The 13557-nt window shown below is 61.9% G+C and carries 12 protein-coding genes and 1 pseudogene; 7 read left to right on the top strand and 6 right to left on the bottom strand.

The window, feature by feature from the left end:
* Positions 1-20: 20 nt before the first annotated feature.
* Positions 21-596, bottom strand: coding sequence for a hypothetical protein (locus tag WBA38_RS12715; protein ID WP_424296857.1), 576 nt, complete (start codon positions 594-596; stop codon positions 21-23).
* Between the two features lie 146 nt (positions 597-742).
* Positions 743-946, bottom strand: a complete 204-nt coding sequence (locus WBA38_RS12710) for a cold-shock protein (RefSeq protein ID WP_009679429.1) — start codon at positions 944-946, stop codon at positions 743-745.
* Positions 947-1245: 299 nt separating this feature from the next.
* Between WBA38_RS12710 and WBA38_RS12705 the strand changes: the two genes are divergently transcribed.
* The 6 genes from WBA38_RS12705 (at position 1246) to WBA38_RS12680 (ending at position 10056) form a co-directional block, all read left to right on the top strand.
* The gene (locus WBA38_RS12705; RefSeq protein ID WP_424296854.1) at positions 1246-3570 is read left to right on the top strand and encodes a DEAD/DEAH box helicase; all 2325 of its coding nucleotides are present in this window, start codon (positions 1246-1248) and stop codon (positions 3568-3570) included.
* A gap of 355 nt (positions 3571-3925) precedes the next feature.
* Entirely contained in the window at positions 3926-5200 is a 1275-nt protein-coding gene (locus WBA38_RS12700) for an amidohydrolase family protein (protein WP_424322852.1), read from the top strand.
* A 5-nt stretch (positions 5201-5205) separates the two neighbouring features.
* On the top strand, positions 5206-5985 hold the full coding sequence (locus WBA38_RS12695) for an ATP-binding cassette domain-containing protein (RefSeq protein ID WP_424296850.1): 780 nt from the start codon (positions 5206-5208) through the stop codon (positions 5983-5985).
* 2 nt (positions 5986-5987) lie between these two features.
* Entirely contained in the window at positions 5988-7862 is a 1875-nt protein-coding gene (locus WBA38_RS12690; RefSeq protein ID WP_424296868.1) for a YhgE/Pip family protein, read from the top strand.
* Positions 7863-7933: 71 nt separating this feature from the next.
* Positions 7934-9313: a glutamate decarboxylase gene (locus tag WBA38_RS12685; RefSeq protein WP_424296848.1), complete on the top strand. Its 1380-nt coding sequence runs from the start codon at positions 7934-7936 to the stop codon at positions 9311-9313.
* Between the two features lie 71 nt (positions 9314-9384).
* The gene (locus tag WBA38_RS12680) at positions 9385-10056 is read left to right on the top strand and encodes a hypothetical protein (RefSeq protein WP_424296846.1); all 672 of its coding nucleotides are present in this window, start codon (positions 9385-9387) and stop codon (positions 10054-10056) included.
* Positions 10057-10125: 69 nt separating this feature from the next.
* Here the strand turns inward: WBA38_RS12680 and WBA38_RS12675 are convergent, their stop codons facing one another.
* The 4 genes and pseudogenes from WBA38_RS12675 to WBA38_RS12660 form a co-directional block, all read right to left on the bottom strand.
* Positions 10126-10347 (bottom strand): PLDc N-terminal domain-containing protein, encoded by a 222-nt coding sequence (locus WBA38_RS12675; RefSeq protein ID WP_424296845.1) that lies wholly within the window; start codon positions 10345-10347, stop codon positions 10126-10128.
* Positions 10348-10397: 50 nt separating this feature from the next.
* Positions 10398-10766, bottom strand: a complete 369-nt coding sequence (locus tag WBA38_RS12670; RefSeq protein ID WP_424296843.1) for an Rv3654c family TadE-like protein — start codon at positions 10764-10766, stop codon at positions 10398-10400.
* Positions 10756-11136: a TadE family type IV pilus minor pilin gene (locus WBA38_RS12665; RefSeq protein ID WP_424296842.1), complete on the bottom strand. Its 381-nt coding sequence runs from the start codon at positions 11134-11136 to the stop codon at positions 10756-10758. Before WBA38_RS12665 ends, WBA38_RS12670 begins: the two co-directional genes overlap by 11 nt.
* A 3-nt stretch (positions 11137-11139) precedes the next feature.
* Positions 11140-11268: pseudogene (locus tag WBA38_RS12660) on the bottom strand (DUF4244 domain-containing protein); the annotation flags it as partial.
* Between the two features lie 37 nt (positions 11269-11305).
* Between WBA38_RS12660 and WBA38_RS12655 the strand changes: the two are divergent.
* On the top strand, positions 11306-13009 hold the full coding sequence (locus WBA38_RS12655; RefSeq protein ID WP_424322851.1) for a recombinase family protein: 1704 nt from the start codon (positions 11306-11308) through the stop codon (positions 13007-13009).
* Positions 13010-13557 lie beyond the last annotated feature (548 nt).

Here is a 13557-nt window from a genome sequence, read left to right as displayed (position 1 = left end):
TACGCGGGCACTATTTGCCCCTACTGACCGGGCCAAATCCCCTCGGGCGCGCCGTCTGGGGCGATCCCAATATTCTCCAGCAGTCGGGTAATTCGCTTGTGACTGGAGATTCGTAGTCCGGGGCTGCCTCCGCGTGTCCCGACAAGAGTCGGCGCAATTCCCACGCGCATGAGCGACGTCGAGAGATTCGCATAGGTGTCGGGGGCACCCGGGTCGAGTCCGAGGCAGTAATGCGGCCCGTCTGGGCGGCCAGCGGCCAGCGTCCACAGGCGCAGCGCATGCGGTGTGGGAGTCCAGCCTTCGGGAACTGATTTGACCGCACCTGCGGTCCAGGCGCGGTGCAACGCAGTAATGCGGGGGTTCGCCTCCGTGCGAGCGATTGGGTGCCCCTCTTCGGAGGCGACGATCTCCGCTTCGAGACCAGCATCGACGATCTCTTGGCAGATCGCTTCGGCACGCCATTGATCTGCGACCACCACCGACACTCGGGCACCCCAGGAGGTATGCATCGACTGTCCTTGTGCCGCAAGCAATCCCGCGAGGTCGGCAATTGCCGGGTCCTCAATTTCCGCAGAAAACAGCGACATCTGGCTCACCTGACCATCGTACGAGACTCAGGTGACAGTTTGGTGTCGCGGGACGCGAACCACCGGGCCCAGAAATGACTAAACTCCCGGCCGCCAAAGCGGTCCGGGAGTTTAGTTGAAGTCTTTAATCGAACCCTGGCGGGCTCAGTGGAGACTTAGAGTGCGTGAACGCCGGTAGCCTGGGGACCCTTGGTGCCCTGGCCAACCTCGAACTCCACGCGCTGGTCCTCTTCGAGGGTACGGAAGCCGTTGCCCTGAATCTCGGAGTAGTGAACGAAGACATCAGCATCGCCATCGTCAGGCGCGATGAATCCGAAGCCTTTCTCCGCGTTGAACCACTTCACAGTTCCCTGTGCCATTTACTGCATTCCTTTACATTGCATTCACCCGGCGCGGCGGAGCCGCGACGGTGGTCTCTTGGGACCGCCGTACTTCAAACGAACCTCGCCGGGTGGCGATGGAACAAACTGCAGTACACCGATCGCCTGTGCTCCAACTTGTGGAGCATGCGACCTCCTCAAGCTAACCACGTTCCGGCCCGCAAAGACACCCTCATGGCCAAGGTTCTTTACCGGGAGCCGGATTTGGGCACAAAGTCCCTGCGTACGATGGCAGGTTAAGACACGTCGAAATAAGAACCGCGGGGCGCAAAACACTTATGGGGCAAGCCAATTACGGCCGCGATCTGCTCGGCCGCACCCTGGCGGGCGTATCCGAGGATGCGAGTCCACTCACACACTTGTCGGTGATCGATTCCAGGTCCGCCGATGTCACCGACTGGCCGGAGTGGGTGCACCCCGCCGTTCGCGATGCGTTCGTCGAACATGGCGTCCCCAAGCCGTGGCGCCACCAATCCGATGCGGCCACCTTCGCAAAGCGGGGGCAGCACGTCTGCATCTGCACCGGCACAGCGTCGGGTAAGTCACTGGCCTACCAACTTCCCGTCCTCACCACATTTGCCGAAGACCCCAACTCCACGGCGCTCTACCTGTCGCCCACCAAAGCGCTTGGCACCGACCAACTGCGGTCCATCGCACACTTAATTGCCGGTCGACCCGAGTTCAATCACCTCGCGCCGAGTTCGTACGACGGCGACACCGATTCCGAACTCCGGCAGTGGGCACGCATGCATTCCCGCTGGATCTTCACCAACCCCGACATGCTGCAAATCGGCATCACGTCCACGCATCCGCGGTGGCGCACGTTCTTCGCAAAGCTGAAGTACATCGTCGTAGACGAGTGTCATCACTACCGCGGTGTCTTCGGTTCGCACACCGCCCTGGTGCTGCAACGCACCCTGCGGATCGCCCGCAAGTACGGTGCCAATCCCGTCGTGATTGGTGCCAGCGCCACGGTTTCCAATCCCGCGCAGGCACTTTCCCGGCTCATCGGCGAGGACGTCGTCGCGGTAACCGAGGACGCTTCCCCACACGGGGCGCGGACCGTCGCCATGTGGGAGCCCGGCTTTCTCGACGAATCGGCCGGTGGCCAATTGGGCGAGAACGGCGCCCCGGTCCGACGTTCCGCGGGATCGGAGGCCGCTCGACTTCTCGCCGATTTCGTCATCGAAGGGGCCCGCACACTCTGTTTTGTCCGCAGTCGACGCGGAGTGGAGATTACCGCCGTCCGCGCGAAAGCCATCCTGGCCGACACGGCCCCCGATCTCGTCGACCGCGTGGCGGCCTATCGGGCCGGCTATCTAGCCGACGATCGCAGAAAGCTTGAGCAGGCCATCTCCGACGGAGAACTTCTCGGGGTGGCCACCACCAACGCACTCGAACTCGGCGTCGACATTTCCGGCCTCGACGCGGTGATCGTGGCCGGATACCCGGGCACCATTGCGTCGTTTTGGCAGCAGGCCGGTCGCGCGGGACGACGCGGCGAGGGGTCCATCGTGGTGATGGTGGCACGCGATGACCCGCTCGATACCTACCTCGTTCACCACCCGGCAACACTCCTGGAGCGATCGGTGGAGGCCACGGTCACCGACCCGACCAATCCGTATGTCCTTGGACCCCACATGCTGTGCGCGGCTATGGAGTTCCCCCTCACTCCGGAAGACGTGCGGGCATTTTCGGCCGAGGACGTCGTCGCGCAGCTCACGGCCGAGGGAATGCTCAAGCACCGCAAGGCTGGCTGGTACGTCGCCCCGGGAATCGACCCGCACGCCGACATCGACATTCGCGGCGGCATCGGCGGACAGGTGCTGATCGTCGACACCACCAGTTCCCGCCTGCTAGGCACGGTCGATACCGCCCGCGCGATGACGTCGGTATACCCGGGAGCGGTCTATCTCCATCAGGGTGAGAGCTTCGTGATCGACGAACTCGACCTCAACGATGGCCTCGCCCTGGCGCATCCGGAAGAACCGGATTGGACGACCTCGCCGCGCGAGGTCAGCCACGTCACCATTACCGAAATCGAGGTTGAGCGCCGATTTGGGCCGTTGACCGTGGCGCTGGCAAGGGTCGTTGTGACGGGCCAGGTGGTCGGCTTCCTCCGAAAGGCCATCACGGGCGAGATTCTCGATTCGGTCCCACTCGACCTCCCCGAGCACCGCCTCGAAACCCGCGCGGTGATGTACACGCTAACGCCGGAGTCGATGCTTAGCGCTGGCATTGGCCTTGATAAGTTCCCCGGCGCACTACACGCCGCCGAGCATGCGGCGATTGGCATGCTCGGACTGGTCGCCACCTGCGATCGCTGGGATATCGGTGGCCTATCGACCGCCAACCATCCCGGCACCGGCCTGCCTACCGTGTTCGTGTACGACGGCTATCCCGGCGGCGCAGGCTTCGCCGCCCGCGGTTACGAGGCCTTCGTGGAATGGATCGATGCCACCGATGTCGCCGTCTCCTCGTGCGGTTGCAGTTCGGGCTGCCCGTCATGCGTGCAGTCTCCGAAATGCGGCAACGGCAACGAACCACTCGACAAGGAACACGCCATCAAGCTCCTCCGTCTCATCGGCCAGCTGCATCACTAGCAAACCTCGTCGCCCTCGCCAGCCCCCGCGGCGATCTACACAATTTTGGGTCCCCTTTGTATGACTTCAATATATGAGGGACTGTTTTATGCTATGTCACCGCGAATGTATTTCGCCGCAATCGGCGCGCGCCTAGGCTTTCCCGCCGAGCATCACCTGAACGATCGAACCTTCGCTTAGCCCCTTTAACTGGCGCCAAAATCACGCTATGGTGCGGCCTAAATGCTTTCAGCGCTGCAGCGCATCAGCCCTGAACATCTCGTGAATTTCGAGACTCCGCGCATTGCGGTCCAATTTGCTTGTTGGTTCCCACCCACATCCAGTGCAGGATCTAATCCTCTGCAATACTGACACTATGAACAGGCCCCTTGCTAACTCGCGGACCGTTATCCGAAACTGCACCCTTTTCGACGGAACTGACAGAAAAACAGTCTCCGGCGCTGATGTTGTAATAGCGGGACCGGCAATTTCCGCGGTCTCGACCTCTCCCGTAGCCACCCAGCCCGAGGACACCATTATCGACGCTGGCGGTCGTTTTTTGATGCCCGGAATGAGCGACGCCCATGTTCATTTAATGGGTAATGCCAACAGCTACATGGACTTCATCATGGGTCCGACAGGCAGCCTTTACGTCAACACCCTTGCCGAGTCAAAGGCCATGCTGCACCGCGGATTCACCACGGTCCGAGACATGGGCGGCGACGTAGCCGCGGTCAAAACAGCGATCGACCGCGGCCAATTCGAAGGTCCGCGCATCTTCCCCAGCCAGGCGATGATTTCGCAGACTTCCGGCCATGCCGACTTCGCCTTCGTCTACGAGACCCCGCCAACTTTCGGTGGCGGACCGAGTCGTACCGAAGAAATCGGATTCACTCGAGTGGCTGATGGTTCGGCCAATGTTTTGACGGCAGTCCGTGAACAGTTGCGCAAGGGCGCAACGCAGATCAAATTGACCGTCGGAGGCGGAGCGGCCTCGATGTACGACCCACTCAACACCCTCCAGTACACGGCCGACGAGATCCGTGCCGCTGTGGAAGCCGCCTCCGACTACGGCACGTACGTGGCAACGCACGTCTACACCGTCGAAGGGATTCGCCGCGCCATTGATGCGGGAGTGCGTTCCATCGAGCACGGCCACCTCGCTGATGAAGACACGGTCGCGTTGATCGGGGAGAAGGGCATCTGGCTGTCGATGCAACCCTTCGCCGAGCACGACCACTCGTACCCGGATCCCGGACGCTCGGCGAAGAACGTTGAGATTTGCAATGGGACGGACGCCGTCTACGGCTGGGCTCGCAAGCACGGAGTAAAGACAGCGTGGGGCACCGACCTACTCTTGGAGCCCGAATCGGCACCGCGCCAGAGCGAAATGGCCGCGCGCCTCGGCGAGTTCTACACCAATATCGAGGCACTTCAGATGCTCACCTCGGTCAATGCTGAACTGTTTGAGATGGCTGGTCCACGCAATCCCTACGCGGCGCACAAACTCGGGGTGATTGCCGAGGATGCCTGGGCGGACATGTTGCTGTTCGACGGCGATCCGACCGCGGACCTATCAATTATCGGCAAGCCCGACGAGTACCTGAAGGTCATCATCAAGGATGGCGTTGTCGTAAAGAACGAGTTGTAACAACGATGACCGAACCGACCCCAGACTCCCCCATCTACGACCCGGCCGCCACCGACCAACTCTCCACCGTGCAATTCGCTGACGGCGGGGAGGTGTTACTTGATGCACAGGGTATCGGCGTCCGCGCTTCGTGGGGGCATATCTATGGACCCGTTGACTTGCGCGTCCGTCGCGGTGGACTCACTGTTCTCGTCGGTGCCGGTGGACGCGGGCGAACCGCTTTGTTGTTAACTCTCGCCGGCCGAATGAAGCCCACCTCGGGAACCTTAGATTCCTTCGGCCGAATCAATGATGCTCGCAATCTGTTTGCCAACTCCGCGCTTGGATTCATCGAGGAAGTCGACGGTATCGAGCAGACGATCCGCGTGCACGATGTGCTGACCGAACAGCTTCGCTGGACCGCCCCCTGGTACAAAATCGTCGGGCAATCGACCCAGGATGACCTGGAAAGAATGTGCCGACCGGTGTTCGGCCCGCTGACTTTGCCGTCGCTCGACGCATACGTCGAAGAACTCCCCGAACTTACCGCAGCACTATTCCGAATCGCTATGGCCAATATTCGCCGCCCGGAACTGCTGGTTGTCGGCGGGGTCGACAAACTTTCTGGCGATCGCAGCAGCAGAATCTTGCTGGATCGTCTCATCGCACTGGGACGAGAACAGACCGTCATCACCGCGGATATCAATGGTGTGCAACCGCAACCCGGAATCACGGACGTTATCGATGTCCCCAACTTGACCGACGACGAGTTCATTCGTCTCCAACGTGAGGACCAGATTCAATGAAGATGCTTGCCGCGTTTTCCCCAGGCAGCGACTTCAAGCGGTACTACCGCGGGCGAATGCCTCGCTTAGCCCTCGCTGTGATCATCTTGATGCCGCTCATGTATGGCGCCCTGTACCTTTGGGCATTCTGGAACCCATTCAATGCGGTTAACAAGATGCCAATTGCGCTGGTCAACATGGATGCTGGCGCCACCCTCAACGGGAAACCTCTTGCTGCGGGCGAACAGGTGGTGCAGGGCCTCGTCGACTCTAAACAGCTTGATCTACATGTGGTTTCCGAAGAAGAAGCCGCCAACGGTGTCGCGCACGGCAAGTACTACTTCTCCATCACGCTGCCGAAGGATTTCAGCGAAGCGGTCACTTCACCGACAACCGGCAACGCTCGATCGGCCCCGCTCATCTTCACCTACGACGACGCAAACAACTACCTTGCCTCCGTGCTGGGTGGCGACGCCGCACAGCAGGTCGTCACGCAGGTCTCAGCGCAGGTCGGTACGCAGACCTTCGACATCGTGTTCAAGGAAGTCGGCAGCATGCTGCCGCAGGTAACCAAGGCGACCGACGGAGCGAACGAACTCGCGGCCGGACTGGACACCGCCAATGCCGGAGCCAACGAACTGTCCGGTGCACTCGATGAGCTGTCCGGGGTCGTTATGCGGGTCACCGATCCCCTCCTCGCCGCGACGAGCGGTTCCGGGGGCCTGAGCCCGGCGGAGGTCCGCGCCACGGCCGAACGGGTCAACGCGAACGCGACGAGGCTCAACGAGATCGTGGGCGGAGCGGCGGCCACGCAATCACGCGCCTACAACGCACTCGACCAAGCCGTTTCCGCGATGGCCAACAGTCCGGACCCGGCGATGCGGGCCCTTGCTCGCACGTTGGCGCCAGCAAAGAATGTGCTGGGCAACGAGGGTCTTGGCCCGGAGGCAAATAACTCCGCGACGCAACTGCTCAATGACTCGCAGGCACTCACTGCGGCAATGAACACTCCCGGTAGCCAAATCCACTCGCTTCTCGGGCTCGCCGAGACCGACGGTCTACATTCGGACATCCAGTCGGCGCGCGGGGCCGCCAACGAGCTGAGTTCGGGTGCGAACCAACTGGCAGCAGGCACCACTCAGCTTGCTGCGGGTGCTCACGAACTCGCGGGTGGACTCGACGAAGCGAGCAAGGCGATCCCGAAGTGGACGCAGCAGCAGCAGGATGCGCTGGCCAAGACCTTGGCGCAGCCCGTGGTGCTGTCGGAGGAGTACAAGAACGAGGCGGGCACATTTGGTACCGGTTTCGCGCCGTTCTTCTTCTCGCTTGCACTCTTCGTCGGCGGAATCATCGCCTGGATGCTGTTCACACCGTTGCAGTCGCGGCCGATCGCCCAGGGCTTGAGTTCGGTGCGCGCCGTGCTGGCCTCGTATGCGCCGACACTCGCCGTCGGCATCTTGCAGGCCGCCATCCTGTACGGCGTCACGGTCTTAGCCGTCGGGCTTCGACCAGCACACATGCTGGGAACATTCCTATTCATGGTGGTGGTCGTCGCCGCATTCCTGGCGTTGATACAGATGTTCAACGCCTTATTCGGGCCAGCCGTGGGCCGCGTGGTCACATTGGCTTTCCTGATGATCCAATTGACGTCCGCCGGCGGCATTTATCCAGTTGAGACGACGACCAAACCCTTCCAATACATCCACTGGATTGATCCGATGACGTACACCGTCAACGGGCTGAGACAGATGATCATGGGCGGTGTTGACTACCGCTTCTGGGTGGCGCTCACCGTGCTACTGACAATCACCGTCGTCTTCTTGGGTGTCTCGGTGCTCGCCGCGAGACGGAACCGGCAGTACACCATGGACCGGCTCTACCCACCAGTCGAGGTGTGACCTGTACTAACCGGCAACCCTGTGCCGCTCACATTCAACAGATCGCTCACTTGAGAAATTAGGAGAGAAACATGGCCGATACTGATTCCGATCGCATGATGCTCAGCCCAGTCTTCAATCGAAGCGGGGAGGCGACGTCGCTGCCGCGTCACGAGCTCCCGGAAGACATGATGCTTCCCAGCACCGCCTACCAAATCGTCCACGACCAGGCGATGCTCGACGGAAACTCACGCCTCAACCTGGCGACTTTCGTCACGACGTACATGGACAAGGAAGCGCAGCTTCTGTACGCGCAGACCGCCGACAAGAACATGATCGACAAGGACGAATACCCGGCGACCGCGGCGATCGAAGATCGCTGCTGGCGGATCCTGGGCAACCTCTGGCACAACCCGGACGTTGAGCAAGCCATCGGCACGTCCACCATCGGTTCGTCTGAGGCCTGCATGCTGGGCGGCTTGGCGCTGAAGCGCCGCTGGCAACACCTACGCAAGTCGCAGGGCAAGTCGACGGAGAACCCGAACATTGTGCTCTCGACGGCCGTTCAGGTCTGCTGGGAGAAGTTCTGCAACTACTTCGAGGTGGAGCCCCGTTGGGTGCCGATCACCGAGGACCACCTGTTCCTCGACGGCCATGACCTGGAGAAGTACGTCGACGAGAACACCATTGGCGTGGTCGCGATCATGGGTCAGACATACACCGGCGCGTACGAGCCGGTGGCGGCGATTGCCGCGAAGCTCGACGAGATCCAGCGGGACACCGGTTTCGATGTCCACATCCACGTCGACGGTGCATCCGGTGCCATGATCGCGCCGTTCTGCCAGCCCGATCTGGAGTGGGACTTCCGCGTCGATCGAGTCGCCTCGATCAGCACCTCGGGTCACAAGTACGGCCTGGTGTACCCGGGCGTCGGCTGGATCGTCTGGCGAGACAAGGAGGCCTTGCCGGAAAGCATGATCTTCCACTGCGCGTACCTTGGCGGAGATATGCCGACCTTGGCGCTTAACTTCTCGCGCCCGGGCGCACAGGTGCTCATGCAGTACTACCAATTCCTGCGGTTGGGCCGTGAGGGTTACACGGCGGTTCAGCAGGGCTCGCTGGATGTGGCGCAGCGACTTTCGGCGGCGATCGCCGAGATGGGTCCGTTCGAGCTGGTCAGCAAGGGCGACACCATCCCGGTGTTCGCGTGGCGAATGAAGGCCGGTTACACCGAAAATTGGACCCTGTACGACCTTCAGGATCGTTTGCGGATGAAGGGCTGGCAAGTTCCCGCTTACCCGTTGGCTGACGACCTCGCGGCGACCACCGTGCAGCGCATCGTGGTCCGCGCCGGCTTGAGCCAGGATCTGGCCTCCGATTTGTTGGATGATCTGCGCGCCGAGGTTAAGTTCCTCGAGCAGCTCAGCGGCCCGATGCCACGCGAAGGCCAAACCGCAGCGTTCCACCACTAATCTGGATCCACTGTCCCGGACCCGCCGGTCGAGCGGGTCCGGGACATGTCCACCTATCCGAAAGGCATGCCATGAGCCTCGACGCCTCGGCTTCGGTTGGTCGTGCGCTGGCACCGACACCGACTAAGCAGGCCATTGGCTTCATGATCGGCTCGGCCCTGTTTGCTCTCGGGTCTGCCCCGGGTTTTGGGTCCTGGGCTGGGTCCTCGGCCGCCAATCTCTGCTTTTTCATCGGGGCGTGGTTCTTTACCGGCGCTGCACTGATCCAAATGGAGCTGAGTGGCCCGCGCACCGTTCCGGTCTCTTACGGATCCGGTGTGATGTTTACGGCCGCGTGGCTCGCTGCGTCGATCCAGTTCTTCGGAACCCTGTTGTTTAACGTCAGCACGGCAGCAGCGCTGGAAGTACACACGACTCACGGTGAGCAGCAGTTGGTGTGGAATCCAGATGCGGGTGGATCGGTGGCCTTCCTCATCAGCGGCTTCTTTGTGTTGCTGGCGTTCACGCGCTCGACCGACCGGATGTGGGCACCCAGCAGCGCGGACTGGTGGTCGGCGCAGATCAATTTCCTCGGCTGCGTAGCTTTCGGCGTTTCGGCGGTCGGATCGTTTGTGAGCAAGACCGGGACCACCGTCGATGCGACGCTCGCAAACATGGGAACGTTCATCGGTGCATTGTGCTTCTTTGCCGCATCGGCAATTGTCCTTGCCGCCGATGCACGGAAATCGGGAAGCAGCTCTTGAGCGAACCCCAACGTTGCGCCGTAAGAATTGTTCTGGAGCAAGATTCTTTGAATTCGTTTTCTAACGGATTCAGTCGTCTTGGCCTTCCCTCATTTGCCGGTAAATCATAAACACGGCACCGACGATAGGCAGAACCACGGTCAGGATGGTCCACCCAACTTTCTCGGGCGCACTCATCTGACGATCTCGGGCGACGAGAAATACGGCGAGGACAATCAGCACTACGTTCATCGCGGCGATGGGATAGAGGAGATCGACCCAATCGGGGAAGATCAGATATTGCCCATCCATCGGCCTACCTTATTTCAAGGTCAAGAAACTAGCAGACTTTCCGAAATCCGTTACTCGACGGATTCGATGGGGCCTGCCCGCGCGGAAGCGGTTGCGTCGCGGATCCCGAACCGTCCGAGCCGGACCGTCATCGAGACGGTCACCTGGACGTCGTCGCCGTCTTGGATACAGGCGGAAACTCGCAGCGCTCCCTCCTGGTCCGCCGCGAGTTCCCTCGCCACCTCGCACCCGCTTCTGCCCTCCAACAGTGCAGCTGATGCTCCGGCCAATGCTGACAAGTCGGCAACCGACTGCGCCCGATGCCGGGCGGCTACAGCGGTCCCAAAAAGTAGAACCGCCATCAGCAACACAGCTAACGTAGCAATAGTCGCCGCTCCCATAACGGTCGAAAAGCCCAAATTCCCATGATCAACTGACATTATGGGGCTCTTGTGCCGCAATCGCAGTCGCCGACACCTTGAGGATGGGCAGCAACGGCACCGGCGCGGAAACGGTGACCGCCACTCGTTCACCGTCGTTGCCGACCGCGATGTGTGCTCCCGCAGGCGCCACCGCCTCGCCAATTCGGCGGGCCGATTCATCGCCCGCTGCCGTCAGTCGCGCAACCTCGCGAGCGGCGTCGGTGCACCGAATTTGCGCCGAGACCCCCACCACCCCGCCGAGACCAATGAGCAGAAACGCCGCTATCGCCGCCAGCGCATACGCGGCTTCCACGGTGACCATTCCCGACTCGTCGCGACCCATACGCCGAATAGGCTCCAGATTCCGCCCGAGTCCACGCAACGCCATGCCTCATCCCGCTGTTGTGCTCAGCGCCTTGCCGATAATTCCGGTGAGCGCACTGAGCACCGAATCCCCGGTAACCACGGTGTACAGGAGGGCACCAAAAGCCGCCGCCGCAATGGTGCCGATCGCATACTCCATTAGTCTTAATTAATACCAAGGTATGATCCCTGACATGGGAAAACGTGCGTTGATCGTGGTCAGGTTGTCCCGCGTCACCGATGCGACCACCTCGCCGGAACGGCAGGAGCAGGCATGTCGCGAACTGTGCGAGCAGCGCGGCTATGACGTTGTCGACGTAGTCGAGGATCTTGACGTATCTGCCGGTGCGACAACACCGTTCACGCGCCCAAAGTTGGGTCCTTGGCTTGCCAATAGGCACAACGAGTTCGACGTCTTGGTCGTGTACCGGATGGATCGCTTGGTGCGCCGACTGCTCGACCTGGCTGACGTGATCCGGTGGGGGCAGGCGCATGACGTAGCGATCGTGTCGGCCACCGAGGCGTTCCTCGATCTCACGGCCCCGTTCGGCGACATCGTGGCCATGCTCGTGGCGAAGACGGCGGAAATGGAACTGGAAGCGATCTCGACTCGCAACGCCTCGGCGTCGCGCCACAACATCAGGTCGGGCAAGTGGCGAGGCGGGATCGCACCGTGGGGGTACGTGCCGGAGAAGGACGAGACCGGCGTGTGGCGACTTGTTCAGGACCCAGAGCAGGTGGCGATCATCCATGAGGTCGTCGAGAGAGTGCTGGCCGGGGAGCCGCTGCGTCCGATCGCAGCCGACCTCACTAAGCGGGGCGTGCTGACGCCCAAAGATCGTATGAGCCAGATCAAGGGGCGGGAGATTAAGCACTACGGTTGGGCCAGTGGACGGATGAAAGAGCAACTGACCTCCCGCACCCTGCTCGGACAGATCATCACTCGTGACCCGGTGGTTGATGCGAAGGGGCAATCGCAGCGAGACGCCAAGGGCCAGAGGATCTTAGGGCCGGAGTTCGTCGTCACCGGAGATGATGGCCGGCCGGTGGTGCGGGCGGAGCCGATCCTCACCCGGGAGATCTTCGATCGGGTCGGCGCAGCGCTGCGGTCGCGCGAGGTCGATCGCACGGCGACGACGACGTCGGGGTTGCTGCTCAAGGTGCTGTTCTGCGGTGTGTGCGGGCGCCCGGCGTACCGCTTGAAGGGCGGCCCGGGCCGCAAGCCGCGGTACCGGTGTGCCTACGCCCAGGACAAGAAGGGTACTGCTGGTGTTTCCGGGCCGTGCGACAACCGGAGCGTGCCGCTGGAGTGGGCAGACGACGAGGTAGAGGCGCATGTTCTTGACCGGGTCGGTTCGATGGAGCGGATGACGAGAATCTGGTTTTCCGGCAGTGACGCTCGCGGAGAGCTGGCCGAGATCGACGAGCTGCTCGGCGACCTAGTCGACCAGCTGGGCACGGGGGCCTTCAAGCGCGGAACGCCGCAGCGAAAGCGGCTGGACGCCCGCATAGCGGCGCTGACCGAACGGCAGGAATCATTGCGTGGCCAACCGATCGAGGCGTCAGGCTGGCGGTACGAAGGTACTGGCGAGACGGTGGCGGAATGGTGGAGCCGGGCCGACCAGGCGACCCGGACAGCGTGGCTCCGGGATTCGGGAGTGCGCGTGACGTGGCTTTCGCACACGGAGCACGGCCGTACGAAGGTCGACAAGTTCGAGATCATGATGGGCGCCGGGCCGGGCCTGGACGGTGGCGCGCTGCCCGGGCCGATCGCCGCGATGGCCGAGGCGCGCGCACTCGGCGGATGGGACGCCGATGGGTGGGCGTCCATTCCCGAAGCGTTGGCGGGCCGATACTGGCGCGACGGGGCCGATGCTGATGTGGTCGACGGACCGTAGACACTCCGATGTCCCCGATCGCTGTCCCAATCTCGGATCGGGACAGCAAAGTACCCTGTGACCTGCACAGATTCCGGAGGTGCCCCGGATCTCGCTTCGCGTGTTTGGGACAGCGAAGTGGTCTGTGACCTGCACAGATGCCCGGAGTGCTCCCGCTGTCCCCGATTCGACCGTCGGAAAATAGAGCGTTGAAAGACAGATGTTCGGACGAGACCCAACTTTCATACATGATGTGGGACAAGACTGCACGGATGGCTGCGATGACCAGCACGGACGCGCGCGCGTACGCGGGTGCATGTTCTTGATTGAGGACTGGGACAGAGTAGGACAGGCAACGCCCCACCCCCGGCGAACTGCGGTGATGCCACAGGCGGTCCCACTTTCTAACGAAGAAAGAAGTGGGACAACTGGGACGAGCATGGGACTATCGCTGCGCTCGTAGGCCCGCAGATCATAGCGGCCAGGGTGCTTGAAGGCGGAACCGGGGAACGGTAGGGTAGAAGGGTCCGGCGACGCCGGGCCGCACTCCTTCCCGGCGAGGTACGCCG

The organism is Gordonia sp. (in: high G+C Gram-positive bacteria) (assembly GCF_049647785.1).
Taxonomy (GTDB): domain Bacteria; phylum Actinomycetota; class Actinomycetes; order Mycobacteriales; family Mycobacteriaceae; genus Gordonia.
This window is presented reverse-complemented; position numbering and strand designations above follow the sequence as displayed.

Bases quoted from the DNA above. Each gene is read 5' to 3' on its own strand.
- WBA38_RS12710 (WP_009679429.1), bottom strand. From the start codon at position 946: ATGGCACAGGGAACTGTGAAGTGGTTCAACGCGGAGAAAGGCTTCGGA.
- WBA38_RS12705 (WP_424296854.1), top strand. From the start codon at position 1,246: ATGGGGCAAGCCAATTACGGCCGCGATCTGCTCGGCCGCACCCTGGCG.
- WBA38_RS12700 (WP_424322852.1), top strand. From the start codon at position 3,926: ATGAACAGGCCCCTTGCTAACTCGCGGACCGTTATCCGAAACTGCACC.
- WBA38_RS12695 (WP_424296850.1), top strand. From the start codon at position 5,206: ATGACCGAACCGACCCCAGACTCCCCCATCTACGACCCGGCCGCCACC.
- WBA38_RS12690 (WP_424296868.1), top strand. From the start codon at position 5,988: ATGCTTGCCGCGTTTTCCCCAGGCAGCGACTTCAAGCGGTACTACCGC.
- WBA38_RS12685 (WP_424296848.1), top strand. From the start codon at position 7,934: ATGGCCGATACTGATTCCGATCGCATGATGCTCAGCCCAGTCTTCAAT.
- WBA38_RS12680 (WP_424296846.1), top strand. From the start codon at position 9,385: ATGAGCCTCGACGCCTCGGCTTCGGTTGGTCGTGCGCTGGCACCGACA.
- WBA38_RS12675 (WP_424296845.1), bottom strand. From the start codon at position 10,347: ATGGATGGGCAATATCTGATCTTCCCCGATTGGGTCGATCTCCTCTAT.
- WBA38_RS12670 (WP_424296843.1), bottom strand. From the start codon at position 10,766: ATGTCAGTTGATCATGGGAATTTGGGCTTTTCGACCGTTATGGGAGCG.
- WBA38_RS12665 (WP_424296842.1), bottom strand. From the start codon at position 11,136: ATGGCGTTGCGTGGACTCGGGCGGAATCTGGAGCCTATTCGGCGTATG.
- WBA38_RS12655 (WP_424322851.1), top strand. From the start codon at position 11,306: ATGGGAAAACGTGCGTTGATCGTGGTCAGGTTGTCCCGCGTCACCGAT.